At 71.0% G+C, this 25,782-nt stretch carries 24 protein-coding genes and 1 pseudogene; 11 read left to right on the forward strand and 14 right to left on the reverse strand.

Annotation, left to right across the window (positions count from 1 at the left end):
* Positions 1-330 carry a hypothetical protein gene (locus ACGFYP_RS15560; protein WP_393492686.1) on the reverse strand — a complete coding sequence of 110 codons (330 nt, stop codon included), beginning with the start codon at positions 328-330 and terminating at the stop codon, positions 1-3.
* Positions 331-481: 151 nt separating this feature from the next.
* Here ACGFYP_RS15560 and ACGFYP_RS15565 point away from each other — a divergent pair, with 151 nt between their 5' ends.
* Both ACGFYP_RS15565 and ACGFYP_RS15570 read left to right on the forward strand, forming a co-directional pair.
* Positions 482-1,348 carry a GntR family transcriptional regulator gene (locus tag ACGFYP_RS15565; protein WP_393492689.1) on the forward strand — a complete coding sequence of 289 codons (867 nt, stop codon included), beginning with the start codon at positions 482-484 and terminating at the stop codon, positions 1,346-1,348.
* Positions 1,335-2,027, forward strand: a complete 693-nt coding sequence (locus ACGFYP_RS15570; RefSeq protein WP_393492692.1) for an HAD family hydrolase — start codon at positions 1,335-1,337, stop codon at positions 2,025-2,027. The genes ACGFYP_RS15565 and ACGFYP_RS15570 overlap by 14 nt, the downstream gene beginning before the upstream one ends.
* A gap of 839 nt (positions 2,028-2,866) precedes the next feature.
* Here ACGFYP_RS15570 and ACGFYP_RS15575 read toward each other — a convergent pair.
* From ACGFYP_RS15575 to ACGFYP_RS15585, 3 genes are all read right to left on the reverse strand, one after another.
* A complete protein-coding gene (locus tag ACGFYP_RS15575; protein ID WP_393492695.1) occupies positions 2,867-3,595 on the reverse strand; it encodes a hypothetical protein in 729 nt (242 codons plus the stop codon).
* A gap of 1,058 nt (positions 3,596-4,653) precedes the next feature.
* A complete protein-coding gene (locus ACGFYP_RS15580) occupies positions 4,654-5,277 on the reverse strand; it encodes a hypothetical protein (RefSeq protein ID WP_393492698.1) in 624 nt (207 codons plus the stop codon).
* A gap of 338 nt (positions 5,278-5,615) precedes the next feature.
* On the reverse strand, positions 5,616-6,224 hold the full coding sequence (locus tag ACGFYP_RS15585) for an RICIN domain-containing protein (protein WP_393492701.1): 609 nt from the start codon (positions 6,222-6,224) through the stop codon (positions 5,616-5,618).
* Between the two features lie 294 nt (positions 6,225-6,518).
* Here ACGFYP_RS15585 and ACGFYP_RS15590 point away from each other — a divergent pair, with 294 nt between their 5' ends.
* Positions 6,519-6,854 (forward strand): hypothetical protein, encoded by a 336-nt coding sequence (locus tag ACGFYP_RS15590; RefSeq protein ID WP_393492704.1) that lies wholly within the window; start codon positions 6,519-6,521, stop codon positions 6,852-6,854.
* A gap of 447 nt (positions 6,855-7,301) precedes the next feature.
* Here the strand turns inward: ACGFYP_RS15590 and ACGFYP_RS15595 are convergent, their stop codons facing one another.
* Entirely contained in the window at positions 7,302-8,702 is a 1,401-nt protein-coding gene (locus ACGFYP_RS15595; protein ID WP_393492707.1) for an NAD(P)/FAD-dependent oxidoreductase, read from the reverse strand.
* 139 nt (positions 8,703-8,841) lie between these two features.
* Between ACGFYP_RS15595 and ACGFYP_RS15600 the strand changes: the two genes are divergently transcribed.
* The 3 genes from ACGFYP_RS15600 (at position 8,842) to ACGFYP_RS15610 (ending at position 11,134) form a co-directional block, all read left to right on the forward strand.
* The gene (locus tag ACGFYP_RS15600) at positions 8,842-9,519 is read left to right on the forward strand and encodes a DsbA family protein (protein WP_393492710.1); all 678 of its coding nucleotides are present in this window, start codon (positions 8,842-8,844) and stop codon (positions 9,517-9,519) included.
* Between the two features lie 55 nt (positions 9,520-9,574).
* The gene (locus ACGFYP_RS15605) at positions 9,575-10,492 is read left to right on the forward strand and encodes an aminoglycoside phosphotransferase family protein (protein WP_393492713.1); all 918 of its coding nucleotides are present in this window, start codon (positions 9,575-9,577) and stop codon (positions 10,490-10,492) included.
* Between the two features lie 165 nt (positions 10,493-10,657).
* On the forward strand, positions 10,658-11,134 hold the full coding sequence (locus ACGFYP_RS15610; RefSeq protein ID WP_361960473.1) for a GNAT family N-acetyltransferase: 477 nt from the start codon (positions 10,658-10,660) through the stop codon (positions 11,132-11,134).
* Positions 11,135-11,224: 90 nt separating this feature from the next.
* Here the strand turns inward: ACGFYP_RS15610 and ACGFYP_RS15615 are convergent, their stop codons facing one another.
* Together ACGFYP_RS15615 and ACGFYP_RS15620 are read right to left on the reverse strand one after the other, a co-directional pair.
* Positions 11,225-12,223 (reverse strand): zinc-binding dehydrogenase, encoded by a 999-nt coding sequence (locus tag ACGFYP_RS15615; protein ID WP_393492717.1) that lies wholly within the window; start codon positions 12,221-12,223, stop codon positions 11,225-11,227.
* A gap of 78 nt (positions 12,224-12,301) precedes the next feature.
* Positions 12,302-13,543 (reverse strand): annotated as a pseudogene (locus tag ACGFYP_RS15620) (FAD-dependent oxidoreductase); the annotation flags it as partial.
* Between the two features lie 74 nt (positions 13,544-13,617).
* Here ACGFYP_RS15620 and ACGFYP_RS15625 point away from each other — a divergent pair.
* Positions 13,618-14,286, forward strand: a complete 669-nt coding sequence (locus ACGFYP_RS15625; protein ID WP_393492720.1) for a pentapeptide repeat-containing protein — start codon at positions 13,618-13,620, stop codon at positions 14,284-14,286.
* A gap of 66 nt (positions 14,287-14,352) precedes the next feature.
* Here the strand turns inward: ACGFYP_RS15625 and ACGFYP_RS15630 are convergent, their stop codons facing one another.
* The 4 genes from ACGFYP_RS15630 to ACGFYP_RS15645 all read right to left on the reverse strand — a co-directional run bounded on the left by ACGFYP_RS15630 (position 14,353) and on the right by ACGFYP_RS15645 (position 18,227).
* Positions 14,353-14,853: a hypothetical protein gene (locus tag ACGFYP_RS15630; RefSeq protein WP_361960481.1), complete on the reverse strand. Its 501-nt coding sequence runs from the start codon at positions 14,851-14,853 to the stop codon at positions 14,353-14,355.
* Positions 14,854-15,086: 233 nt separating this feature from the next.
* Positions 15,087-16,337, reverse strand: a complete 1,251-nt coding sequence (locus ACGFYP_RS15635; protein ID WP_393492724.1) for an FAD-dependent monooxygenase — start codon at positions 16,335-16,337, stop codon at positions 15,087-15,089.
* Between the two features lie 91 nt (positions 16,338-16,428).
* Positions 16,429-17,067 carry a response regulator transcription factor gene (locus tag ACGFYP_RS15640; protein WP_361960485.1) on the reverse strand — a complete coding sequence of 213 codons (639 nt, stop codon included), beginning with the start codon at positions 17,065-17,067 and terminating at the stop codon, positions 16,429-16,431.
* The gene (locus ACGFYP_RS15645; protein WP_393493460.1) at positions 17,064-18,227 is read right to left on the reverse strand and encodes a sensor histidine kinase; all 1,164 of its coding nucleotides are present in this window, start codon (positions 18,225-18,227) and stop codon (positions 17,064-17,066) included. The genes ACGFYP_RS15640 and ACGFYP_RS15645 overlap by 4 nt, the downstream gene beginning before the upstream one ends.
* Positions 18,228-18,637: 410 nt before the next feature.
* On the opposite strand from ACGFYP_RS15645, the gene ACGFYP_RS15650 reads away from it, so the two are divergent.
* Together ACGFYP_RS15650 and ACGFYP_RS15655 are read left to right on the forward strand one after the other, a co-directional pair.
* The gene (locus ACGFYP_RS15650; protein ID WP_361960487.1) at positions 18,638-19,180 is read left to right on the forward strand and encodes a heme-binding protein; all 543 of its coding nucleotides are present in this window, start codon (positions 18,638-18,640) and stop codon (positions 19,178-19,180) included.
* A gap of 116 nt (positions 19,181-19,296) precedes the next feature.
* Positions 19,297-20,721, forward strand: a complete 1,425-nt coding sequence (locus tag ACGFYP_RS15655) for a M1 family metallopeptidase (protein WP_393492729.1) — start codon at positions 19,297-19,299, stop codon at positions 20,719-20,721.
* Between the two features lie 132 nt (positions 20,722-20,853).
* On the opposite strand, the gene ACGFYP_RS15660 is transcribed toward ACGFYP_RS15655, so the two are convergent.
* On the reverse strand, positions 20,854-21,534 hold the full coding sequence (locus ACGFYP_RS15660) for a DUF4232 domain-containing protein (protein WP_393492732.1): 681 nt from the start codon (positions 21,532-21,534) through the stop codon (positions 20,854-20,856).
* A gap of 284 nt (positions 21,535-21,818) precedes the next feature.
* On the reverse strand, positions 21,819-22,394 hold the full coding sequence (locus ACGFYP_RS15665; protein ID WP_393492735.1) for a TerD family protein: 576 nt from the start codon (positions 22,392-22,394) through the stop codon (positions 21,819-21,821).
* Between the two features lie 141 nt (positions 22,395-22,535).
* Here ACGFYP_RS15665 and arfB point away from each other — a divergent pair, with 141 nt between their 5' ends.
* The gene (arfB, locus tag ACGFYP_RS15670; RefSeq protein ID WP_393492738.1) at positions 22,536-22,964 is read left to right on the forward strand and encodes an alternative ribosome rescue aminoacyl-tRNA hydrolase ArfB; all 429 of its coding nucleotides are present in this window, start codon (positions 22,536-22,538) and stop codon (positions 22,962-22,964) included.
* Between the two features lie 224 nt (positions 22,965-23,188).
* Here the strand turns inward: arfB and ACGFYP_RS15675 are convergent, their stop codons facing one another.
* Complete coding sequence (locus tag ACGFYP_RS15675) at positions 23,189-23,755, reverse strand: flavin reductase family protein (protein ID WP_361960495.1); 567 nt, start codon at positions 23,753-23,755, stop codon at positions 23,189-23,191.
* A gap of 328 nt (positions 23,756-24,083) precedes the next feature.
* Between ACGFYP_RS15675 and cdgB the strand changes: the two genes are divergently transcribed.
* Positions 24,084-25,706 (forward strand): diguanylate cyclase CdgB, encoded by a 1,623-nt coding sequence (cdgB, locus tag ACGFYP_RS15680; protein ID WP_393492742.1) that lies wholly within the window; start codon positions 24,084-24,086, stop codon positions 25,704-25,706.
* The last annotated feature ends 76 nt before the right edge of the window (positions 25,707-25,782 follow it).

Raw genomic sequence — 25,782 nt, forward strand, 5'->3', positions numbered from 1 at the left:
TCAGACCCCGGCCGTGAGGGCGACGGCGCGGAACGAGATGCCGTGCCGGGTCTGGCCGTTGAACGTGTTCTCCCAGTCTCGGGCCTTGAGGCCGACCACCGACACCGGCATGCCCGGCGTCAGCCCGTCGGGGAGACCGGTCTCCGGAACGGTGACCTGGTAGAGGTTGCCCTCCCCCTCGTCCGAAATCAGCAGGCCCACCGTGGAGAGACCTGCACCGGTCTCCCGGTCGACGGCACGCTCACCGGTCTGCTTGCTCACGAGCTTCGGGACGGGGGCCGTGGCCACGAACACCACGGCGGTCGAGGTGTCCACCTTGAACGAAGGCATGGCTTCTCCTTGGGGATGGCAGGAAGGGGCTAGATGACCAACTTGGCTAGCCTGGTTGGTCACATCTCGAAGGTAAGAGACATGGCTAGCCATGTCAACAACATGACTGGCATGACTGTCCTGCCTCAGGGGTGTCGCCTACCATCGACCCATGACCTTCGTCCCCGAGCCTCTAGACCCAGACGACGACCGAGCCCCCTACGAGCAGGTGGCCAGCAGCCTCAGCGCTGCCATCCGAACGAGGCGGCTCAGCCCTGGTGAGAAGCTCCCGTCCCACGCGAAACTGACGGAGCTTTACGGGTTCGCCCGGGCGACGATTCAGCGCGCACTGCGCGACCTCGAAGACGAGGGGCTCGTGGTCTCCCGCAAGGGCAGCGGCGTCTATGTCCGCAACCGGACCGAGAGGCCGGCGGGGCTGCGGCCGTATGTCGAGCAGGCTTTCTCAAAGGATCAGGTGACCATCGACTTCGCCGGATTCTCCAGCGAGACCCTGCACGGCGCGCTTCAGGAACCGCTCGACAAGATCCGGGTCGGCAGGCTCACCCCGTCGAGCATCACCATGCGGATACTCGTCCCGGACATGTCCGTGCCGCAGGCCGCGCCCGTACGTATGGAGGACGGGGCCGACGACAAGCGGCTCCGCGACCGCATGCACGACATCATGGTCAGCTACACCCGCAGCATCCGGGACGCCATCGCCGAGTTGGAACACCTCGGGCTGGTGGCCGAGACCAGGATCGACGTCCGCGTTCACAGCGGCACGCAGTTCTTCAAGCTGTACGTGATCAACAACGAGGACGCCTTCTTCGGGTACTACCCGATCCGCCCCAACAAGGTCGTTGCCCAGGGCGAGACCATCGAGATCTACGACCTGGTCGGCAAGGACACCACGCTCTTCCACCACTCGATCAACGACGGCGAGTCCTCCAGCGGAGCCCAGCAGGTGCAGCAGGCCCGCATGTGGTTCGACAGCGTCTGGGAGACCATCGGAAGGGATTTCGACCTTGACGCACGATGACCAGCTCTCGGCGGTCCTGGCGAACGCGCGAGTCATCTTCTTCGACTTCGACGGACCTGTGTGCGACGTGTTCGCCGGACTGCCCGCCCACGAGGTCGCCAAGCAACTCACCGCGCTGCTCTCGTCCCAGGATGCAGCCGCGGGCGCGAAGGCTGCCGAGACCGACGACCCGATCGAGGTCCTGCGCATCGCTCACGAGGCGAACGCGGATCTCGGTCAGGAGGTCGAGCAGGCGCTGACGGCCGCCGAGGTGGAAGCTGTCGCAGTGGCCGGCCCCCCGACGCCTGGGGCAGTGGAAGCCCTTCGGGCCGCGCACGCCTCAGGAAGGGCGGTCGCGGTGGTGAGCAACAACTCTGCCGAGTGCGTTCAACGGTTCGTGGAGTTGCACGGCTTGGGGGATTACGTCGCAAAGATCGTCGGTCGCCCCACAGGGCAGCCCCACCTGATGAAGCCCAACCCGTTCCCGCTCATCACAGCAGCGGAGCGGATGCACATGGACGTCACGAACTGCACCCTGATCGGTGACTCGCTCACGGATATCCAGGCCGCTCACGCCGCCGGGACAACGGTGATCGGCTACGCCAACAAGCCCCACAAGGCCGATCTGTTCGCCGAAGCGCAAGCCGATGCGATCACCGACGACATGCAGTCCATCGCCGACGCACTCACCACGGCGTAGCCGAGGATCAACGGGGGAGCTGTTACAGGTTTCTCTACCTCATCAAGGCACCCGGCTGCGCTCCGCTCCGCCGGGCGGGCTTCCCGGCTCCGCTCGGGGCGCCGCTCCTGCCTTCGGCCCGCTCCGCCCCCGCTGCGCCGACGCCCGCCCCTGCAAGGCGGGATAGGCCCAAGGGCATGAGTCGAGTCCCAACGGCGCCGGTTCCATCTGTCACCGACATGCCTCCGGCGGGGGCCTCAGGCTCCGGGATGGCGGGGCCCCGTACGTGGGTGCCGGCCGGTGGGGTGTGGCGGTGGGGAACTCCCATCCCGTCTGCCATCGACCCAGGACAAGCCGAGCAGACACGGCACCGGGCGTCCAGGTCGTTCGTACAGTGGCGCGCTCCACCTGGACGCCCGGCACCGCGTCCGCTCCACATACGTGTGGGTCGACGGCAGACGGGATGGGAGTTCGGGGTGGATCGGGCGAAGCTCCGCGCCCCCTGTTGCGGCAGGCTCGAAATAGCGCAAATAGGGATGTATGCTCCCGGAGCCTTCCAATGGTTGCAAAGAAATTGCAAAGAATCGAGATATTCCAGTTCTCCACCGGCGCCCAGCGATACGCTCCGTCACCGGAGGTGCATCGTAGCGACGGAGCGTATCGCTGGGCGCCGGTGGAGAAGCGCTACTGAAGAGGTGGGTGTTGCCCTCTGTGATCAACGCAGGTAGCGGGACTGTTCACCGTCCAGCTGCGGATCCGGGGCAAGAAAAAACCTGACCCACAAGGGGTCAGGTGAGTTATAAAAAGACGGTACCGCCGGGGGGTGGAGTCGTCAAGTTCAAGCAGAGTCCCAGAAGCCTCTACCAACCGACTGGCCTGCTGTAGCGCCCAACCGGATCAGGCATCTGGTGTTGCTGAAAGTCGGCTGTGGTTAGCTGCCGCCACCAGTGCAGACCCACTCCCTCCTGCGGATTACCCTTCAAGTCGCCGGCGAGGACCCCTTTGGACGGGTTGACCAGCCCGACGGGCACGCGCTGTCGCGCTTCGGCGAGTGGAAAACGTAGGTCGCTGTCGTTGGAGATCACGATGGCGGCATCTATCGTTCCGCCGAGCACGTCAAGCAGAAGGTGAGAGGCAACGTTCACATCACTGCCCTTCTCCTCGCTGTTCGCGACGGAAGCCATGAAGATCCCTGCCTGCAGGGGGGCGCCGCTGTCCTGGACCATGATGGGCCACTGCGGAGCGACAAGTTGGGGGCGCCCCTTACGGTCCTTCGTCGCTAGAGGAGCATTCTTGACCCGGTAGACGTACTTGCCGTACTCGATGTGGTCGACACTCTGGTGAGCCACCAGAGCCTTCAGGTAGATGTCCTGGTCTCGCTGCGCCGAGGCATTCCTGGCAGCGTTGATACGGGCCGTGCAGTAGACGATCCGTTCCAGAGTCGCGCCAGGCCAGTTGGGGTTCAGGCTTAGCAACGAGCTAGCCAGCCCCCGGATGTCCAGCCAACGCCAACCGGCTGTTCCTTGCCCGCACAAGCTACGACCACCGTAGTAGACGTTGTAGGCATCTACGTAAACCCCAACACGCATTCTCGGAACCTAGCACCGGCTGATAGCTGTGATCCCCGGAATTGCGAATCGCCCGTACGGCAGATCCGACCGCTGAGACCACTCTTCAACCACCTGCTGGCTCGATGGTTCCTGTGCCACACCCGTGCCAGATGGCGTGGGGAGCCACGGGGAACACCGGTGGCTGGCAGGACATAGGCGCAGGTCTGCCATCTGTGACACTTCCCAGGTCAGGCGCGGCACCGCCCTCCCGCTCTTGTAAAGAGGTCGTTGGCGCGCCCAGTTGGCTAGATACGCCGTCCCCGCGGTCTGCTACCAGGGTCTGCAGCTCTCGGCTGGTGGCCAGCAACTGTCGCGGACCATAGCCATGTGCCCCTCTGTGCTCCCGTGTGCGCCTTCCTAGCTCTTGCTGGTGGAGAGACGCTGCCAGGGTCCGTGCGGACTCTCGGGAGGGAGAAGGCGTGACCCAGCCGAAGTGTGGGGCTCCGAAGAAGAGCGGGGGCCGGTGTACGAGGCGGGCTGTCGTGGGCAGCGGTCAGTGCTACCAACATCAGGGAGAGTGGACAGCCCGAGCACAGGCGGACCGAAAGAAGAAGGAAGCCGAAGCGAAGAAGAAGGAGCTTCGGAAGAAGAAGCGATCCTGGTGGTGACCGGCGGCTGACATCCACGGCTGACATCAACGGCGGCGGATGCGGAAGGTCGGAGACGGTCGGTAGTGGCAGCACAGCCTTCGACTGCTGGATGCGGACGGCCAGGCCGATCGAACTTGTAAAGCGGGGGTCGTCGGTTCGAACCCGACAGGGGGCTCAACACGAAGGGCCGGCACACGGGGGCATCTCCCCGGGGCTGGCCCTTCGTCATGATCACGGCCGTGCCGCCTACGTGCCAGAAGGCCCGTCCTTACGGGCTTGGCGGATCATCTCTCCGAGCTTCCCCGCCGAACTCGTCCCGGAAGTCGCTCCGGCGGAGGAGGCCCGCCACGGGGCCCCAGGAACAGGTGGCCGTCCTGCCCGGTTCCGGCGAAGTGCTCAAGGTGATGAGCGAGCTCGGGGACGAGTTCGGCGGCCGCAATGGGGGCCCTAGGTGGCGAACGGGTTGATGTGGCCGGGCAGCTGCTGCCCCGGGCGCAGGAACCGCTGGCCGCCCTGTTCGTCGCGCACCGCGAGGAACCCGGCGGCCAGCAGGCGCTGTGCGATCGTCCCGCGGCGAATCGCGCCCACCTTGAACGCCACGGTGAAGAGAAGCGCGACCGCCCCGCCGGAGGCGACCGCTTCGACCAGCGGCCTGTCGATGAGCAGGAGGACGGTAAGGACCACGCAGACGAGGTAGCACTTCACCTTCTGTCTCCGGTCGGCGACGTACTGGGCCATGACGTCGAAGGTGATGAGGTCCTTCAGCACGGCCACGGCACCGACCGCTTCGGGGAGCGGCTTCAGCCAGCCCTGCTCCAGCCCTGGCACTGTCCCGCCGCTGCCCGCCTGCGGATGGGCCGTGATGGTGGCCGCCTCGCGGACGCGCGCCTCGGGCTGCGGGTCCCGGTACATCCGGACCTGGACGAGCGAGTTCTTGAACCCGGTCCTGTACGCCATGCCGTACGTGTAGCCGTAGTGCTCCGCCACGTGCGCCAGGGCGGCCGCCTTCGGAGTGGAGCCCTGGGGGGCGATTTCGACGATGTCCTGCTGACGGGCGATCTGCTGGAGCATCCCCGCTATGTGACGTTCTACGGACACCCTGTTCCCCGCCCCCTGGGACCCCGCGCCTGGGGCCGACCGGCGCACAGCCTAGTAGCCCGGCCGTCGGCTCCCACAGTCTGCGGGCAAGCCCGGTGCCGTCGCAGTGGAAGGCGTGCCAGGACAAGCCACGTGTCCCCAGGATCGTTCTGCCCGAGCGAGGCCGGGCTGTCCTGCTTGTGTTGTCTCATGGCTCCGGTCTACGGCCGGTGACGTGGTGTCGGCCGGGTCGGGGCCTTGCCTCCCAGACGCAGGCGCCACGATCTCGGGAAGCGGGCCGGACGCAGGGGGTCGCCCTCCCCGGTGTCCGGCTACGACCGGAACACGAAGCGCCATTGCTGGTTGAGGCCAAGGTCGCCATTGCTGTTGGCTGGATGCGCCTGGACCACCGGGGCCCCGTGCTGCTGGCTGGCGTGGGCCACGTCCAGGACCATCCCGGTGTGGTCCACGACGATTCCGACGCTGTTCCCCACCTGGGGTACCAGGCCGAGGGAGCCGTTCACGAGCGGGGCTCTCCCGGGCGGTTGCACGAACCACCACACCTGGTTGCTCCCGCCGTTGCAGTTGGCCTGCACCACCGGCGCAGCGTGTTGCCTGCTGCCGTGTGCGACATCCAGGCACATGCCGGAGTGCCGGGCCTGGATCCTGAACTTCTGGCCATCGCTGTAGGGCAGCAGGCGCCACTGCTGGTTGTGACCGCCCCCGCACGTGGCCTGCACAATGGGAGCGCCATGCCCGTAGCTGAAGTTCGCAACGTCCAGGCACATGCCGGAGTGTTTGGCTTTGATCTGGTAGTAACCGCTCCCCACCGGGGCCGCGGGTGCGGCGGCGGCTGGGCCTTGGAAGACCGACACGACGCCGACGGCCGCAAAACCGAAACACAATGCAGCTCGCGACGCCCTTCGCAGGGTGTGCATCATGGCTTCACCTTCAAGTGGGCAGGCCTCAGAACCAACCGGTCAGGGCAGGAAGTTTGAAGGGGAGGTCCGGGTCGGGAATTCACGACCACTGGTACTGACCAGGCTAGGCCTCCACAAGTCCCGTCGCGACTCGGAGGCGCACCCCCGAGCTTCCTGTGCGTGGGGCTACGGTGCGTTCACGCCTCACGACATCACGCGCTTACGTCACGTCTGAAGCCCGGGAACACGGACGGTCTGCCGGCCGACGCGCGGATCGTTCCCCATCAGGCACCGCCGGAGCAGCTTCCCCTGGTCATGTCGCGGATCGAGGAGGCCAGTGCCCAACTCGGCGGATGGCGCGATCGCTTCGAAGGGCTCCACATTCTGATGTTCTCCTCGCCGGACGTCGACGGTACGGCGAAGCGGCTCACCGCCGCCGGCGTCGGACACGGCGGGGTGAACACCGTCGGTCGACCGGTCGAGACCCCCAACGGCGTGCGCACGGAACCCGTCCGCTACCTGGAGATCGACGGTGCGCCGGAAGGCCGGGTCGGCGTCGTTGCCGACGTGGACCCGGAATTCCAGCGCACCCGTCACCTCGACCACCCCAACGGTGCCCAGCCTCGTCGAGGCGGTGCTGTGCGTACCTGACGGACAACTCCCCCTCGGTTCAGCTCTGATCTTCCGGGAGACCTGAGACGGTCGGGGGACGTCAGAGCTGCGGGGGTCCGCCTCGCATCGGCACCTCCCGTAGGAGAGGATGCACTCCGTAAATGGTGGGACTACGAGTAGGCAATCGATGTCAACGGAACAGCCCGAAGCCGTCTGGGTCTTGGAGGGGTACAGCAAGGCCGACGAATTCTTGCGTACCGAGTTCCCCATCAGCCGCGAGCAGGTTCTGCGGATTCGGGAAGTGGTCACGCCGGATCCGGACGATCCTTGGATGCTCCACTGCTACCCCGTGCCCGTCGAGGTGTGGCCGGCGGTCGACGCCGTCCTGCACTGCGGGCCGCCCGATCCCGAGCTCGACTACATGACGGGCGCCTACTCGGCCGAGTAGTTCGGCCGAGTAGTTCGGAGAAGGCCGAGCGTGGCGGGCTAGCGGCCCGAGAGTTTGTCCGCCAAGGTCGCGATGCGGGACGTCGTCGCCGTGTGGGTGGTGGATTCGGTGCGGTCCGCCGTGCGGTAGGCCGCGTACATGGCTTGGACGCCCAGCCAGCGGAGGGGTTCCGGTTCCCACTTGCGGACCTTGTGGTTGACCCAGGGGAGGGCCGTCAGGTCTGTCGGGCCCGACTGGCCCGAGTCCTGTTGGATCAGGTCGCGCAGGGTGCGGGCCGCCAGGTTCGTCGTGGCGACGCCCGAGCCGACGTAACCGCCCGCCCAGCCCAGGCCCGTCGAGCGGTCGAGGGTGACCGTCGCGCACCAGTCGCGGGGGACGCCCAGGACGCCCGACCAGGCGTGGTCGATGCCGATGCCGGCGAGCGACGGGAAGAAGCGGACCAGGATGTCGCGCAGGGCCTCGATCGTCTGGGGCTGGGTGCGGCCGTCGTTGTCCGTCTTGGAGCCGTAGCGGTACGGGACGCCTCGGCCGCCCAGCGCGATGCGGCCGTCGGCGGTGCGCTGGGCGTACATGTATGCGTGGGCCATGTCGCCCAGCGTCTCGCCGCCCTGCCAGCCGATCGCGTCCCACTGGGCCTCGGTCAGCGGCTCCGTCGCGATCATCGAGGAGTTCATCGGGAGCCAGGTGCGGCGCTGGCCCGTGAGGGAGGCCGTGAAGCCCTCGGTGCAGCGCAGGACGTACGGGGCGCGGACCGTGCCGTACGGCGTGACGGCGTGCTTCGGCTTGATCTCCGTGACCGGGGTCGACTCGTGGATCGTGACGCCCAGGGCCTCGACCGCCGCGGCCAGACCCGTGACCAGCTTCACCGGGTTGAGGCGGGCGCCGTGCGGGGTCCAGGACGAGCCGACCGCGCCGGCGACCCGGATGCGGTCCGCGGTCTCGCGGGCGCCGTACAGCTCGCGCTCCTTCTCGCCGAACGCGATCTCCACGGCGTGGAAGGCCTTGAGGCGGGCCAGCTGGGCGGGCGAGTTCGCGATCTCCAGGACGCCGCCGCGGTGGATGTCGGCTTCGATGTTCTCGGCCGCGCAGACCTCGATGACCTCGGTGACCGTGTCGTTCATGGCCTGCTGGAGGTGGACCGCCGCCTCGTGGCCGTGCGACCTGGCGTAGCGGCCGCGGCCTGCGATGCCGTTGTACAGCCAGCCGCCGTTGCGGCCGGAGGCTCCGTAACCGCAGAACTTGGCCTCCAGGACCGTGATGTTGAGGAAGGGCACGGCCTTCTTCAGGTAGTACGCGGTCCACAGCCCGGTGTATCCGCCGCCGACGATGCAGACGTCGGCCGTTGCGTCCCCGGGCAGCGGCTCGCGCGGGGCGGGGCTGCCCTCCTGCGCGTACCAGAACGAGATGCCGCCGTTGACCGTGCTGCTCCTGCTGACCATGGGCGGGAGGGTACTGGATGGGTGGGGGCCTTGGACCCTCGGATCAGGGTCTTTCGGCGGCGGGGGCGAGGCGGGGGCGGCGCCTAGGTTCGAGAGTGCGGATTTCGTTGCCGTCACCCCGCCCCGAAAGGACCCTTTCATGCCCGTACGCAGGACTGTTCGCGCGGTGCTCGCGCTGGCCGCCGCCGGGGTCGTCGGGCTTGCGGCGGCGGGGTGTTCGTCGTCCTCGGCGGCTTCCGTCTCCACGGCCGCGACCGCGCCCGCCGCCCTTGCCGGGGCTGGGCTCACGACCGTCGTCGACGGGCCGAAGATCGTCGTCGGCGACCCCAAGGCGCCGCACACGGCGACGGTGTATCTCGATCCGCGGTGCAGCTACTGCCACAAGTTCGAGGAGAGCGGAGCCGTCGCGCTCGCGGAGGCCGCGGCCGAGGGGAAGGTACGGATCGAGTACGTCGTCGCGTCCTTCCTGGACGCGCGCTCGGGCGGTACGGCCTCGGCGCGGGCGGCGAACGCGATGCGGGCGGCGGCGGAGGCCGGGAAGTTCGCGGAGTTCCAGGCCGTGCTGTTCGCGGGCGGCGGCGCGGAGGAGCCGCTGAAGGTCGCGGACCGGGTGGAGGGGCTGCGGGGCGCGGAGTTCGACCGGGCGGTACGGGAGGAGACGTACAGCAACTGGGTCGTGTCCGCGGAGAAGGCCTTTCAGGACTCCGGTGTCGGCGGCACCCCGACGGTGCTCCTCGACGGTCAGCAGGTGGGCGTGGGCGACGCGCTGTACGACCACGACGCGTTCGCGCGGGTGTTGCGGGACGCGGGGGTGTGAGCCCCCCCCCGATTAGTCGCGTGTGCCCTGGCACGCGCGTGTGTAGCTTCGTCGTGTGATCGAGATTCCGGCGGAACTGGTGGCTTCGCAGGCGAAGTACAACGGGGAGGCAGGGCGGGCGTTCGTCGCGGCGCTGCCCGGGCGGGCGCGGGAGTTCCTGGACCGGTGGGGGCTGCGGGTGACCGGGCCCTCGATGTACGGGGTGGCGTCGCTCGTGCTGCCGGTGACCCGGAGCGCCGACGGTACGCACGCGGCGCTGAAGATGCAGCTCCTCGACGAGGAGAGCGCGGGCGAGGCGGCGGCGCTGCGGATCTGGGGCGGCGCCGGGGCCGTACGGCTCCTCGCGGAGGACCCGGCGACCGGCACGATGCTGCTGGAGCGGCTGGACGAGGGCCGGCACCTGTCGACGCTGGGCGACGCGCGGGAGGCCGTACGGATCCTCGCCGACCTGCTGGCCCGCCTCGTCGCCGTCCCCGCGCCGGAGGGGCTGCGGGGGCTCGGGGAGATCGCGGCGCGGATGCTGGCGGACACCCCGGACGCGGCGGCCCGGCTCGGCGCGGAGGACGCGGCGCTGCTGCGGGACTGCGCGGCTGCGGTACGGGAGGTCATGGGCGAGCCCGGCGACCGGCTCCTCCACTGGGACCTGCACTACGACAACATCCTGGCGGCGGAGCGCGAGCCGTGGCTCGCGATCGACCCGAAGCCGCTGGCGGGGGACCCGGGGTTCGACCTCCTTCCGGCGCTGACGGACCTGTGGGACGCGGACCCGGCGGCGGCCGGGACGCGCTGGCGGTTCGACCTGCTGACGGAGCGGCTCGGGCTCGACCGGGAGCGGGCGAGGGCGTGGACCCTGGGCCGGGTGCTGCAGAACGGGCTGTGGGACGTGGAGGACGGCGAGCCCGCCCTGGACCCGGATCAGGTCCGCATCGCCCGGGACCTGTTGGGCGGGGGCGGGGGAGGGAGCGGGAGCTGAGGGGGCGCGGGGGCGTTCTTGGGGCCGGTCGCCCGCGGGCGTCCATGGGCCGGTGGTCCGTGGGCCTTCACGGGCCGGTGGTTCGCGGGCGTTCATGGGCCGGTGGTCCGTGGGCGTTCTTGAGGAGGGTGGTCCTGGGGCATCGGTGCGGTGCAGGCTGGGGCCATGATTCGTACCGCCACACCTGCCGACGTGCCTGTGATCCACGCGATGGTCCGCGAACTCGCCGACTACGAGAAGGCCCTGGACGAGGCCCGCGCGACCCCCGAGCAGCTCCACGAGGCCCTCTTCGGGCCCCACCCCGCGGCCTACGCCCACATCGCGGAGTCCCCCGAGGGCGAACCGGTGGGCTTCGCCCTGTGGTTCCTGAACTTCTCGACCTGGCGCGGCGTCCACGGCATCTACTTGGAGGACCTGTACGTCCGCCCGACGAGCCGCGGTGGCGGCCACGGCAAGGCACTGCTGGCCGAGCTGGCGCGGATCTGCGTGGAGCGCGGGTACGAGCGCCTGGAGTGGTCCGTCCTGAACTGGAACACGCCGTCGATCGACTTCTACGAGTCCCTGGGCGCGCGGCCCCAGGACGAGTGGACGGTGTACCGGCTGACGGACGGCGCCCTGGCGGAGCTGGGTTCCCGGGGGTAGTCCGCCGTACCGCGCGTGGGCGAGGCGGCGGGAGCCGTGAGGCGCCCGCCGGCGCGGGCGCCTCACTTCGCCCGCCGGGGCTGCTCCTCCCTACGGGATCAGGACCACCTTGCCGATCGTCCCCCGGGTCTCCAGCGCCCGGTGGGCCGCGGCGGCGTCGGTGAGGGGGAAGGGGTGGGTCGCCGGGCGGAGGGTGCCGGTCGTGGCGGCGGACAGGGCGGCGAGTTCGAGGTTGCGGACGTCGCCGCCCGCCTTCTGGAGCATCACCGGGCCGAGGACGGACTCCGAGGTGATGCCCCGGGCCGCGAGCTCCTCCTCCGTGAAGGTGAGGGGTTCGCCCTCGTCGATGCCCGTGCTGGACCAGCCGAAGACCAGGTGCAGGCCGCCCTTGCCCAGGAGGTCGACCGCCGCGCGGCCCGTGTCGCCGCCGACCGAGTCGAAGACGACCGTCGCCGTCCTGGCGCCCAGGAACGCGCGGACCCGGTCCGGCCAGTCCGGGAGCTTGTAGTCGACGGCCAGGTCGGCGCCGTTCTCGTGCACGCGGGCCACCTTCTCCGGGCCGCCCGCGAGGCCGATGACGGTCGCGCCCGCGTTCTTCGCGTACTGGACGAGGAGGGTGCCGATGCCGCCCGCCGCGGCCGGGACGATCGCGATCGAGTCCGGGCCCAGGTCGGCGAACTGGAGGATGCCGAGCGTGGTGCGGCCCGTGCCGATCATCGCGACGGCCCCCGGTGCACCGAGGTGGTCCGGCAGGGCGTGGAGCTTCGCGGCGTCCACCACGGCGAGTTCCGCGTAGCCGCCGGGCGCCATGCCCAGGTGGGCGACCACGCGCCGCCCCAGCCACGACGGGTCCGTGCCCTCGCCGAGCGCGTCCACCGTGCCGGCGACCTCGCGGCCGGGGATCGTGGGCAGCTCGGCGGGGGCGGGGAAGGGGCCGGTCCGCCCCCTGCGCAGCGCCGCGTCCAGGAGGTGGACCCCGGCCGCGGCGACCGCGATCCGTACCTGACCGGGGCCGGGGACCGGGTCCTCGACCTCCTCGTACATGAGGTTCTCGGCCGGGCCGAAGGCGTGGAGGCGGATCGCGTGCATGGTGAACTCCCCGATAGGCGGTCGATGATTCGATGACGGCTGGTGCGTGCTTTTGCCTTACGGGCACAGCCTCCGACCTCAAGCGGACTTGAGGTCAAGCCTTCTCGCTCGGAGCGCCAGCGACACCGCCTCGACCGCGCTCGTGAACGACACCTCCGACAGCACTCCGGGCGCCGCCACCTCGTCCCCCACCAGGTACACCCCGTCGCCCCGGTCGATCGCCGGCCGGTCGCGCCAGGTCGTACCCGGGCGGTCCAGCGCCCCCGTACGGCCGCTGGAGACCGCCTCCCGGCGCCAGACCTCGCGCTCGCGCCAGCCCGGGAAACCGAGGTCGAGGAGGCGCTCGGCGCCGGCCACTCCGTCCGCCTTCGACGAGGACGGGGCGATCGGGAGCTGTGCCTGGATCAACTGTTCGCCGGCCGGAGCGAGGGAGGGGTCCTGCGCGGTGAAGCGCTCGATCCAGCCGGGTGCGTCCAGGTCGGAGACCACGAACGGGTCACCCTTGCGCGTGCGCAGCGCCAGGTCGAGGAGGACCGTACGGCCGCTCGCCCCGCGCTCCCCGTTCAGGCCAGGATCCCCCAGCAGGCGGGCCGCCGCGGCGAGCGAGGTCGCGACGACGACCGGTCCGTCGGCGGACGGCAGTTCGTCGAGGCGGGACTTCGTCTCGATCCGTACGCCCAACTCCCGGGCGCGCGCCGCCATCCGTTCGACGAGCCGTCCCCAGCCGCCCCGGACGTACCGCGCCTCGGGCGGCAGCGCGGCGGCCCGGTGCAGCCGTTCCTGTACGAAACGGGCCGAGAGCGCGCCGGGGTCGTGGTGGAAGAGGGCGACCCCGCTGTACGCGGCGGCCTGCGCGGCCGCCTCGGGGCCGGCGACCCGCGTGGCCCAGGTGCGGAAGTCGCTGTCCACAGGGGCCTGTTCGGCCGTACGGAGCGTGTGGCGCAGGAAGCGGAGGGGCGGGGTGCGGCGGAGCGCGCCCGTGCGGTGGAAGCGGAAGCGGGCCGCCTCGCGCGTCGGCAGGGGAGCGAGCGGGCCGAGGAGGCCGCGTTGGGCGAGCCAGGTCCAGTGGGGGCCGCGACGGTAGAGGGCGTGCGGTCCCTCGTTGGTGCGGTACGGGCCTTCGGCGGTCCTGGCCCGTCCGCCGAGGGTGTGGTGGGCCTCGTGGAGGGTGACCTCGGCGCCGGCCTCCGCGGCGGTGATCGCCGCCGTGAGCCCGGCGAATCCGCCGCCGATGACGGTGATCCTGTGTCGCTGCATCTCGTGCTCCCTCGTGTGCGTGGCTGCTGCGTTCGTACGGAGCTGCTTGTACGGAGCTGCTTGTACGGAGGGGACGGGGGAGACCGTGCCGGATGTGACATCGGGGCGTTGTCAGTGGCGCACGTCACCATGGGTGCATGACGACGGGCAGGAAGAAGATCGCGGCCGCACGGCGGGCGGAGGTGCGGCTGCCGCCGCTGGTGGCGTACGAGGGGGGAGGGCTTGAGCCGGACGGGGACTACGACGGGCTGGAGTTCCAGGGGCTCGATCTGGCGGGGCAGAGCGGGGCGGGGGCCCGGTTCCTGGAGTGCGCGGTGCGGGACTGCGCGGTGGACGGGACGCGGCTGACCAGAGCGCGCGTCCTGGACTCCGTCCTGAGCGGGGTCCGGGGCGTGGGTACGGATCTGGCGGAGGCGTCGCTGCGGGACGTGGAGGTCGTGGACGCGCGGCTCGGTGGGACGCAGCTGCACGGGGCGGTCCTTGAGCGGGTTCTCGTGAGGGGAGGGAAGATCGACTTTCTGAATCTGCGCATGGCGAAGCTGAAGGACGTCGTCTTCGAGGAGTGCGTGCTCGACGAGCCCGATTTCGCGGGCGCGGTGCTCGAACGGGTCGAGTTCCGGGGGTGCGTGCTGAAGGGCGTGGACTTCTCCGGGGCCCGGATGAAGGACGTCGACCTGAGGGCGGTGTCCCGGCTGGAGATCGCCCGGGGTGTGGACGCCTTGTCGGGTGCGGTGATCAGCGCGGCGCAGCTGCTGGACCTCGCGCCGGTGTTCGCCGCCCATGTGGGGGTGCGGGTGGAGGACTGACGGAGGGGCGTGCCGGCGCGGAGGGTACGGAAGGGGGTGCCCGGGGGCCCGGGGGTACGGAAGGGCCTACGGCAGGCGGGGGAAGCGGGCCTGGAGGTCCCAGATCACCGGGTTGTCGCCGAGGCCCTCGTGCATGTCGGTGAGGTCGGCGACCAGGTCGTGCAGGAAGTCGCGGGCCTCGCGGCGCAGTTCGCGGTGGCTGAAGGTGAGTGGGGGCTCGTCGCCCGGCATCCAGTCGGCCTCCACGTCCACCCAGCCGAAGCGGCGCTCGAAGAGCATGAGGTCCGAGGACTCGGTGAAGTCGAGCTCGGCGTACTGGCGCTTCGCGGACCGGCTGCCGCGGGGGTCGCGGTCCAGCTGCTCGACGATGTCGCACAGCGCCCACGCGAAGTCGAGCACCGGAACCCATCCCCAGGCTGTGGACACCTCGCGGTCCGACTTGGGGTCGGCGAGGTACACGTCACCGCAGAAGAGGTCGTGGCGGAGCGCGTGGACGTCCGCGCGCCGGTAGTCGGTCTGCGGGGGGTCGGGGAAGCGACGGGAGAGGGAGTAGCCGATGTCGAGCACGGAGACGATGGTCCCACGCCCCGAGCGAGCACCCGCCCGCGTCCTGGCCCACGCCGGTGCCCGGGGGCCGGGCCACTGCCCTGGCGGGTCCGTGCCCGAGTCCGGGCCCTACCCCGGCGGGGCCTGTGCGCGCGTCCGGCCCGAACCTCGTCCCGGCCCCGCCCGCGCCCGAGCCTGAGCCCCCGCCCGCGTCCGGGGCCTCGCCGGTGTCCGGGGGCCCGCCCCCGGACGTCTCAGCTTCGGGTGCGGGCGTGGAGGGTGCGGGCCAGGCGGGGGCCCAGCCAGCGCTTGAGGCGGCGGAGGGGTTCCAGGCCGTCCGCGGCGCGGTCGATCCGGTAGTAGAGCTGCGGCGGGATGTGGGGGAGCAGGGGCGAGTGGCGCTGGCCGAGCAGCGCGAACATCTGGCCAGGGGGCAGCCGCATGTAGCGGGGCAGGTTCTCGTACCACCGCGCGCTGTAGCGGGCCGCGCTCTGCGCCGAGAGCAGCTCCGCGCGCCGCCGCCTGCCGTAGCGCGTGAGCGCGGCGTCGAGGCCCGCGCCCGTCCCGCTCGCCCCGGCCGTCCTGCCCGTCACGTCCGCACCGCGGAGCGCCGCCGCCAGGGCGAGGGCGTCTTCCAGGGCCAGGGTCGTACCGGCGCCGATCGAGTAGTGGGTGGTGTGCGCGGCGTCGCCGAGGAGGACCAGGTTGCCGCGGTGCCAGGCGCGGGTGGTCAGGGTGCGGAAGTTCAGCCACTGCGCCGCGTCGTCGTCCTGCGCGCGGCCGATCAGCTGCTGGCCGTCCAGGAGGTCGTGGAACAGCTTCTCCAGCAGGTTCAGGCTGTCGGCCTCGCCCATCCGGTCGAGCCCGAGCCCCGTCCACGTCTCCGGGGCGCACTCCACCACGCACGTCGACTGCTCGCCGCTGAACCCGTAGGCGTAACACCAGATCCAGCCGTGCTCCGTCTCCTTGAAGGCGAAGCTGAAGGAGTCGAAGACCTTCGTCGTGCCGAGCCAGATGTAGTGGTTCCGGCCCGTGGCGATCTCGGCGCCGAAGTGCCCGGCGTACGCCTCGCGCAGCGCGCTGTTGACCCCGTCCGCCGCGACGACCAGGTCCGCGTCCGCCAGCTCCGGGGCGTCGGGGCCCGGGATCCCGTGCTCGAACTCGACCCGTACGCCCAGGGCCTCCGCCCGCTCAGCGAGGAGCGCGAGCATCCGGCGCCTGCCGATGCCGAAGCCCTCGTCGCCCCGGTGGACGGTCCGCTCGTCGCGGACGATGGCGACGCCGTCCGTCCAGGTGATCGAGGCCGCGCCGATCGCGTCGGCCGACTCCGGGTCGCCCGCCCGGAGCTTGTCGAGGAGCCCGGCCCAGTAGGTGACGCCCCAGCCGTAGGTGGAGCCTGCCGGGTTCCGTTCGTAGACGGTGATCTCGTGGGACGGGTCCTGCCGCTTCATCAGGATCGAGAAGTACAGGCCGGCGGGCCCACCGCCGACGCAGGCGATCTTCACGCGCGCTCCCACTCAACGAGCCGACTCGACGAGCCGGCTCAACCAGACGGACTGACATCCTGCTAGCGAATGGCTACGCAGGGTAGCAGCCTCAGGGGAGCAGACGCCGCTCCTTCGCCACGGCGACGGCGCCCGCACGTGTGTCCACGCCGAGCTTCGCGTAGATCCGCCCCAGGTGGGTCTTCACGGTCGCCTCGCTGATGAAGAGCGCGCGGGCGATCTCGCGGTTGCCGAGGCCGCGCGCGAGCTGGCCGAGGATGTCCCGCTCGCGGTCGGTGAGCGACGGCCCCGCCGCGCCGCGCATCCGGTCCATGACCCGGCTGGCGACCGGCGGCGACAGGGTCGTACGGCCCTGGGCCGCCGAGTGGATCGCCGCGAACAGCTCCTCCGGGCGCTCCGCCTTCAGCAGGTACCCGGTCGCGCCCGCCTCGATGGCGCGGGTGACGTCGGCGTCCGTGTCGTACGTCGTGAGGACGAGGACGTGCACGCCGGAGCCCGCGCCCGCGATCCGGCGCGTCGCCTCCACGCCGTCGATGCCCGGGCCGAGCTGAAGGTCCATCAGGACGACGTCCGGGCGCAGCTTGGCGGCCATCGCGACCGCTTCCTCGCCGCTGCCCGCCTCGCCGACGACCTCGATGTCGTCGGCGCTGCCGAGCAGCGCGAGCAGGCCGGCGCGGACGACGGCGTGGTCGTCGCAGAGCAGGATCCGAACCGTCGTCGGTACCGTCACGGGCGAACCTCCAGGGGGATGGAGACGGAGAGCACCGTGCCCTCGCCGGGGGTGGACTCCACGGTCAGCGTGCCGCCGAGTTGCCGGGCGCGCACCCGCATCGCGGGCAGGCCGTGGCCGCGCACGCTGCCGTGGCTGCCTTCCCCGCGCGCACCGCCGTGCCCGCGTGCGCTGCCTCTGTCACGCCCCGCCGACGGCTCGAAGCCGCGGCCGTCGTCGGCGATGTCGAGGACGACCTGGTCGTCGAGGTAGGTCAGGGTGACGGCGGCGGAGGTGGCGGAGGCGTGCTCGCGGACGTTGGCGAGGGCGCCCTGCGCGATGCGCAGCAGCGCCGACTGCACGCGCTCGGGCAGCGGGACCGGTACGCCGTCGACCCGGAAGGCGGCCGACTCGCGCCCCGCGACCGTGCGCAGCGCCTCCTGGAGGCCGCCGCCCTCGGCGAGGTCGGCGGGGGCGAGGTCGTGGACGAAGCGGCGGGCCTCTGCGAGGTTGCGTTCGGCGATGGACTCGGCGGTACGGACGTGGCGGCGGGCGGTCGAGGGATCGCTGTCCCAGGTGCGTTCGGCCGCCTGGAGCAGCATCTGCTGGCTGGACAGGCCCTGCGCGAGGGTGTCGTGGATCTCCATCGACAGCCGCTGCCGCTCCGCGAGGGTGCCTTCGCGGCGCTCGGTCGCGGCGAGTTCGCGCCGGGTGCGGATCAGGTCGTCGATCAGGGCGCGCTGGCGGTCCGCCTGGCGCTTCGCGTGGACGAAGACGGCGGTGGCGATCGCGGCGACGGCCGGCGGGGCGACGACGAGATCGGGGTCGAACCCGTTCTTCGAGAGCTGGACCTGCGCGAAGACGACGAAGGCGGTGAGGAGGGTGACGAGGAAGAGGGCGGCCCGGGTCGGGAGGGTGCGCAGGCCGGTGTAGAAGAGCGGCACCGCGCACCAGCCGAAGCTCGGCGCGAGGAGCACGAGGACCATCCAGACGGCGACGACCGTGACCAGCCAGGCGATCCGGCGCGGGGTGGCGCGGGTGCCGAGGACGGGGCCGAGGAGGTACAGGGCGGCGAGGGCGCCGGAGAGGGCGATGATCCACGGGCTCCGGCCCTCCCACGGGTGCCGGAGGAGGAAGCGGGTCAGGGAGGCGCCGAGGAGGAGGAAGAACGCGACGTGCATGACCCGCGCCAGCCAGTACGAGTCCGGGTCGGTTTCCGGGGCCGGCCCCTCGTGCGGCTTCGGGTGCGGGGCGATGTGCGGAGGCGCGTCCGGGGCGGAGGGCTCGTACCCGTCGGCCTCCGGGGCGGGGGGCTCGTACCCGTCGGCCTCCGGCGGCTGCGCTGTCACTGGAACTCCTCTGACCTGGGGATACGTATCCATCCTGGCCCAGGAGGACCAGAGCGCCATCAACCGATCGGCTGACACCCCCGTCGTCCATCATGCGCGACGGCGGCAGCCGGTCCGTGGACGTACGGGCCCGGAATCGGCCGGAAGATCGATGTCAGAGCGAACGAACCGCCCGCCCCGGACGGCGCCGAACGCATCGACCACTGCCCGGCCCACCACGCCACAGCTTCAAGGAGCCCGCCATGAACAAGAAGATCGTCTTCGGTGCCGCCACCGCCGCCGTCGTCGCCGCCGGAACCTTCGGCGCCGTCTCCGCGAACGCCTCCGCCCCGGCCGCCGCGCCCGCCGTCGCCGCCAAGGCCGACGCGTCGAACAAGAACCTCCAGCAGACCACGCACCTGACGATCGAGGCCGCCACCAAGGCCGCGCAGGCCACCCTCGAGGCCGCGGAGGACGAGAACCAGCGCGTCTCGGTCGCCGTCGTCGACCGCAACGGCAACACCATCGTGACCCTGCGCGGCGACGGCGCCGGCCCGCAGTCCTACGAGTCGGCCGAGCGCAAGGCGTTCACCGCCGTCTCCTGGAACGCCCCGACCTCCGTGCTCGCCGGCCGCCTCGCCCAGGCCCCGAACCTGAAGGACATCCCCGGCACGCTGTTCCTGGCCGGTGGCGCCCCGGTGACCGTCAAGGGCGCGCCGATCGCCGGTATCGGTGTCGCCGGTGCCCCGAGCGGTGACCTGGACGAGAAGTTCGCGCAGGCGGGCGTCGCGGCGCTCGGCAAGTAAGCCCCAGGCCGCAGCTCCCCCAGGCCCTCGGGCCCCCAGCCCCCAGGCTCCGTGAGAGGTGCCGCCCGGACCCCGTCGGGCGGCACCTTTCGCATACCCCCGCCTAAGATCGAATCGTGGACGTACGCAGCCGAACCGCCCTGGCGACAGCCCTCGCCGGGCTGCTCGTGCTCGCCGGCTGCACCAGCGGCGGCGCGGACGGCGGGAGCGGCGGCGGCCTGGACATCGGCGGGGTGCACGGCACGCCCGGCGCGGCCGGGCTGCGCGACCCGTTCTTCCCCAAGCTCGGCAACGGCGGCTACGACGTCAGCCACTACGCGCTCGACCTCCGCTACGACCCGAAGGCCGGCCGGCTCGACGCCACCGCCATGATCACGGCCCGCGCGACCCAGGACCTCAGCGCCTTCAACCTCGACCTCGCCGGACTCACCGTCGACTCGGCCTCCGTCGACGACTCCCCGGCCGCCGTCAACCGCGCCGGGAACGAGCTGACGCTCCGGCCCCGCGACGACATCGACAAGGGCGAGGTATTCCGTACGAAGGTCACGTACTCCGGCGTGCCCGAGACGATCACCGACGCGGACGGTTCGCGGGAGGGCTGGCTGCGGACGGCGGACGGCGCGCTCGCGCTGGGCCAGCCGGCCGGCTCGATGGCCTGGTTCCCCGGCAACCACCATCCCTCCGACAAGGCGGCGTACGACATCACGCTCACCGTCCCGGCCGGTACGCAGGGGGTCGCCAACGGCGTCCGGACCTCCGAGCGGACCGCGAACGGCAGGACCACGACCGTCTGGCACGTCGCCGAGCCGATGGCGAGCTACCTCGCGACCGTGGGGATCGGCCGGTACGAGACGAAGCTGTCGGCGACGCCGGCCGGGCTGCCCGTCCTGACGGCCGCCGATCCGACGGTCGCCGCGAAGAGCGGGCCGCTGCTGAAACGTATCCCCGAGCTGATCGCCTGGCAGGAGGAGAACTTCGGGCCGTACCCGTTCTCCGCCGCCGGCGCGGTCGTCGAGCGGACCGGCGACGCGGGCTACGCGCTGGAGACCCAGACCCGGCCGGTCCTCCCGCTGGACGCGTTCACGCCGGAGATCCTCGCGCACGAGCTGGCGCACCAGTGGTTCGGCAACTCGGTCACGCCCGAGACCTGGCAGGACATCTGGCTGAGCGAGGGCTTCGCGGTGTACGCGGAGTGGTTGTACGCGGAGGACTTCGAGGACGTCCCCGCGCGCGAGAGCTTCGAGGCGGCGTTCGCCGTCGACTCCAACTGGGCGTTCCCGCCCGCCGAGCCGCCCGCGGCCGAGAACCTCTTCGACCCGCCCGTCTACCAGCGGGGCGCGATGGTGGTCCACAAGATCCGGGAGCGGGTCGGCGACGAGACGTTCCACGAGATCCTGGCCGGCTGGCCGGCGACCCACCGTCACGGCAACGCCTCCACCGCCGACTTCACCGCCTACGTGGAGGACGTGGCGGGTGAGGACCTGGACGACGTGTGGGACGTGTGGCTGTACGGGGACGGGAAGCCGGCGCAGCCGGATTGAGCGCTGGAGCCAGGGCGAGAGCTGGGCCAGCGCCAGGGCCAGCGCCAGGGCCAGCGCCAGGGCCAGCGCCAGGGCCAGCGCCAGGGCCAGGGCCAGGGCCAGGGCCAGGGCCAGGGCTCGGATCGGATCGGCCTAGGATCCGCTGGCGCCCGACCTGAACAGGATGTCCTCGACCGCGCGCAGGTCGCGGTTCCAGTACGTGGTCTTGGCGTTGGGGCCGACGTTGAGGGCGCCGAGCTCCTTGGGGAACGAGACATCGAGCATCGCGACGTCGTCGTTGCTGCCCAGGGCGCGGTCCTGGTAGCCGATGGACACCGCCTCCACGGCGACCGTCTGCTCGCCGCCCCGGAAGAGGAACAGGCCCGCGTACGCCTTCTGCTTCGGCCCGATCGTGGCGATCGCCTTCGGCTTGGGTCCCATCGCCGGGATCGGGCCGTCGATCTTGGCGCCGAAGCCGATGCGCGGGTAGTGGTAGAGGGTGCACGCCTTGTCGGTGAAGTTGGTGGCCGTGATGAGGAGGTGCTGCCCCGAGTCCTGCCGCCAGGCCGACGTGGCGATCGAGAGGTCGTTGTCGTTGCAGGCCGCGACGGTCGTCGTCCCACCGTCTCCGTCTCCGCCACCACCGTTGCCGGGCTTGCCGGGCTTGCCGGGCTTGCTCGGCTTGGGAGCGGGAGTGGTGGGAGGTGTCGTGCTCGGAGGGGCGGACGACGGGGTGGCCGACGACGGGGTGGCGGACGCGCCGGGCTTCTGGGCGTCGGCCTTCCCGTCGTCGGACTGGCAGGCCGTGGTCGAGAGGAGCGCGGCGACGGCCACGAACCCCAGGGTGCAGGTCTTCCATCTGGTCGATCGGACAGTGCGCAAGGTAGCCCCCGTGTACTTCGCTTGGCTGGAATCGTGTGCTCGGTTGTTCGGTTCTGCCCTGATGGAATCGCGGGCATCCGTGTCCTGAAGGGTCCGTTACGGACCCAGGACAAGGAGGTCACCGTTCCGTTCGCGTCGGGGGCGGGAGCGGGGGCACGGGGCGCGGAAACAGGGAAGAGCCCCGGCGCGCTGAGCGCTGGCCGGGGCTCTTCTGGTGCTGCGAGTCGATCCGAACGTCAGAGGTTGACGCCGAAGTCGCGGGCGATGCCCTCGAGGCCGGAGGCGTAGCCCTGGCCGACCGCGCGGAACTTCCACTCCGCGCCGTTGCGGTACAGCTCGCCGAAGACCATCGCGGTCTCGACGGCGGCGTCCTCGGAGAGGTCGTAGCGGGCGATCTCGGCGCCGCCGGCCTGGTTGAGGATGCGGATGTATGCGTTCCGCACCTGGCCGAAGTTCTGCGTGCGGTTGACCGCGTCGTAGATGGAGACCGGGAAGACGATCTTGTCGACGTTCGGCGGAAGGGCCGCGAGGTTGACGTTGATCTGCTCGTCGTCGCCGCCGCCCTCGCCCGTGCGGTTGTCGCCGGTGTGGACGATGGTCTGGTCCGGCGTCGCCTTGTTGTTGAAGAAGACGAAGTGCGCGTCGGAGGCGACCTTGCCGGCGCCGTCGACGCCGATCGCGGACGCGTCCAGGTCGAAGTCGGTGCCGGTGGTGGTACGGACGTCCCAGCCGAGGCCCACGGTGACGGCGGTCAGGCCCGGAGCCTCCTTGGTCAGGGAGACGTTGCCGCCCTTGGACAGGCTTACAGCCATGGGAAGTCCCTTTCTTCGTGCCTTCGTGATGTCGTGCGTCGTCACACGGGATAACGCGGACGGTGCCCCGCCGGTTCCATGGTGCGAAACGCGTGCGAAAACAGGATGACGTGCGGGAGCCCGTCCAGGGAACATGGACACATGTCCGGTCCCTATCTGATCCGCGGCTCCGTCTCGCTTCCCGAGGCCGAGCTCATGTGGCGTTTCTCGCGGTCGTCGGGGCCGGGCGGGCAGCACGTCAACACCAGCGACTCGCAGGTGGAGCTCCGCTTCGACCTCGCGGCGACGGAGGCGCTGCCCGAGGTCTGGAAGGCGCGCGCGCTCGAACGGCTCGCTTCGCGGATGGTCGGCGGGGTGGTGACGGTCCGCGCGTCGGAGCACCGCTCGCAGTGGCGCAACCGGGAGACGGCGGCGGTACGACTGGCCGCGCTGCTCGCGGAGGCGACGGCTCCGCCGCCGAAGCCCCGGCGGGCGACGAAGATTCCGCGGGGGATCAACGAGCGTCGGCTACGGGTGAAGAAGCAGCGCTCGGAGACGAAGAAGGGCCGACAGGGCCGCGGCTGGGGCTGACCCGGCGCACCAGGCCCGTCCGCCCGGGGGCCATGCGCCCCGCGGCCATTAGTTCCGCGTACCCGCGCCCCACTGCCATGGCTCCCGCGCACCCGCGTCCCGCGCACCTAGCCGCCATGCCCCCGCGCACCCCGCGCCCCGCGCACCCCGCGCACGTGCCGCCCCCCTGCCATGGCTCCCGCGCCTCCGCGCCCTGCGTACGCTCGCGCCAGGCGCCCACCCCTTCACCCCAAGTGGCGGTACTTGCCCCGGAAGTACGTCAGAGGGGCGTCCTCCGTCGCCGTCGGGACCGTCGCCGTCAGGACGCGGGCCACCACCAGGGTGTGGTCGCCCGCCACCACGCGGTTCTCCGTACGGCATTCGAGCGTCGCGAGCGCGCCCGTCAGGAGCGGCGCGCCGCTCTCCTCGCCCCGGGTGAACGGGACGTCCGCGAAGAGCAGGCGGTCGCTCACCCGGCCCTTCATCGCGAAGCGGCCCGCGATCTGGCGCTGGTGCTCGGAGAGGACCGAGACCGCCCACACCGGGACCTCGGCCAGCAGGTCGTCCATGCGGGAGCCGTTGCGCAGGCTCACCAGGACCAGCGGCGGGTCCAGGGAGACCGACATGAACGCGGTCGCCGTCATTCCGACGTCCTCGCCGCGCGGGCCGTCGTCCGGGTCATGGGCCGTCACCAGGACCACGCCCGCCGCGAGGCGGGACATCGCCGCCCGGAACTCGTCGTTGCTCACCCCCTCAGCATGAGGGATCGCCAGATCCGAGGTGGGGGGCGGGGAAGGCGTCGTCGTCAGCACACTCGCACGCTAGCCCCGGCGCACGCCCCCTTACATCGGACCCCGGGACCAGGCCAAGCACCCCCGCCGGTCCTAGGACCTACGGCCCCGGGGCCGTACGGACGTGTTCGCTTTGCGTTCAGGAAAGTGCGGAAGGAGTGGAGAATCACGGTCCGCCGTGCGCCCCCGACCCCCGCGCGCCCCTTGTGACTTGAGTCACAGAGCACAGTATTTGTTGACCCTGTGTACCGGGTGCACAGCTCGCTGTGATTCAGTGGCGGAGACAATGCAGCACAAGAGCCGATGAGAACCCCTGGAGTTGCTGTCGAGGTCTCGGGGAGAGCGAGCGATGGAGACCGAGTCGGAGCCGTACGTCCGTCTTGCGACCCTGCGGCAGCTGCATCAGGTCGTGGCCGACCTCAATACAGCCCGCAGTCTGGCGGACACCTTGCAGACCGTGGCCGACGGCATCGTCGCCGGTCTCAACTACGAGCTGGCCTGCGTCAACCTCGTCCGCCCCGACGGTGACCTCGTCGTCGCCGCCTTCGCCGGCAGCCCCGCCGCCGAAGCGCTGATCACCGGCCGCGTCGGCTCCCGCGCCTCCTGGGAGCGGCGCCTCGCCATGGGCGTCGCCTGGGGCGACCTGCGGTTCATCCCGCACACCGAGGGCTGGGTCCTCATCGAGGACGACGTCCCGCAGTGGCACACCGAGGGCCCCGCGCCCCGCTTCGAGGACGAGTGGCACCCCCACGACCGCCTCTACGCCCCCATGTACGCGTCCGGCTCCGGCCGCGAACTGCTCGGCGTGATCTCCGTCGACCGGCCGCGCAACGGCAGGCACCCCGGGCCCTGGGGTCAGGAAGCCCTGCAGATGTACGCCTCCCAGTCGGCGATTGCGATCAGCAACGCCCGGCTGCGAGCAAACATGCAGCGCGCACTCGTCCGCCTGGAGCGCGAGCAGCAGGCCCTGCGCGCCAGTGAAGAGTCGTTTCGGCAGGCCTTCGAGTACGCCCCCTCCGGCATGGCCATCGCCGAGATGGGCGGCGACCAGCACGGCCGGCTGCTGCGCACCAACGACGCCCTCTGCCGCCTCCTGGGCCGGCCCGCCTCCGTGATGCGCCGCTACTCCTTCGCCGACCTCGTCCACCCCGAGGACATAGGGCTTCTGCTGCGCACCTCCGCCGAGGGCGGCCGCGCCGAGCTGCGCCTCGGGCGCCGCGACGGGACGTACGTCTGGGTCTCGCTCCGTAACTCCGTCGTCGCCGACACCGCCGACGGGCCGCGCTTCCTCCTCACCCACGTCGAGGACATCGAGGAGCGCAAGCGCCACGAGCTCCAGCTCGCCCACCGTGCCTCGCACGACGCCCTGACCGGCCTGCCCAACAGCGCCGAGCTGCGCTCGCGGCTCAGCGCCCGGCTCTGCGAGCGTCCGAACGCGACGCCGGAGGCCGACTACGACACCCCGTACGGCCACGAGCACGGCTTCGGTTTCGACGCCGGGCCCGGCGCGGGCGGCCCGTACGACCATCACGTCCACACCACGGCCCCGGCCGGCGGTGACATCGACGACGGTACGAAGGGGCTCGCGGTCCTCTTCTGCGACCTCGACGGCTTCAAGTCGATCAACGACCGCTTCGGGCACCACACCGGCGACGCCGTCCTCATCGAGGTCGCCCGGCGGCTCACCACCGGCGTACGTGACGGGGACACCGTCGCCCGGCTCGGCGGGGACGAGTTCGTCGTCCTCGCCGACGGCCTCGGCGCGGCCGACGCGGCCGACCTGGCGGTGCGGCTCCGCAACGCGATCATTCCGCCGATCCGGGTCGACGGGCGGGCGGTCCGGGTCGGGGCGAGTTTCGGCATCGGCTGGGCCGAGTGCGGGATGACCGTCGAAGAGGTCCTGAACTCCGCCGACCAGCGGATGTACGTCGAGAAGCGGTCCCGAGCCAAGGTTCACCGCCGCGCGGGATAGAGGTGCGGGGAACCCTCGCCTGTCAAGGTCCGGATCGTCGGGTTCCCCGTTCGGGGTAGGCTCGGCCGGTCGGCGA

This window comes from Streptomyces sp. NPDC048370 (assembly GCF_043200825.1).
GTDB lineage: Bacteria > Actinomycetota > Actinomycetes > Streptomycetales > Streptomycetaceae > Streptomyces.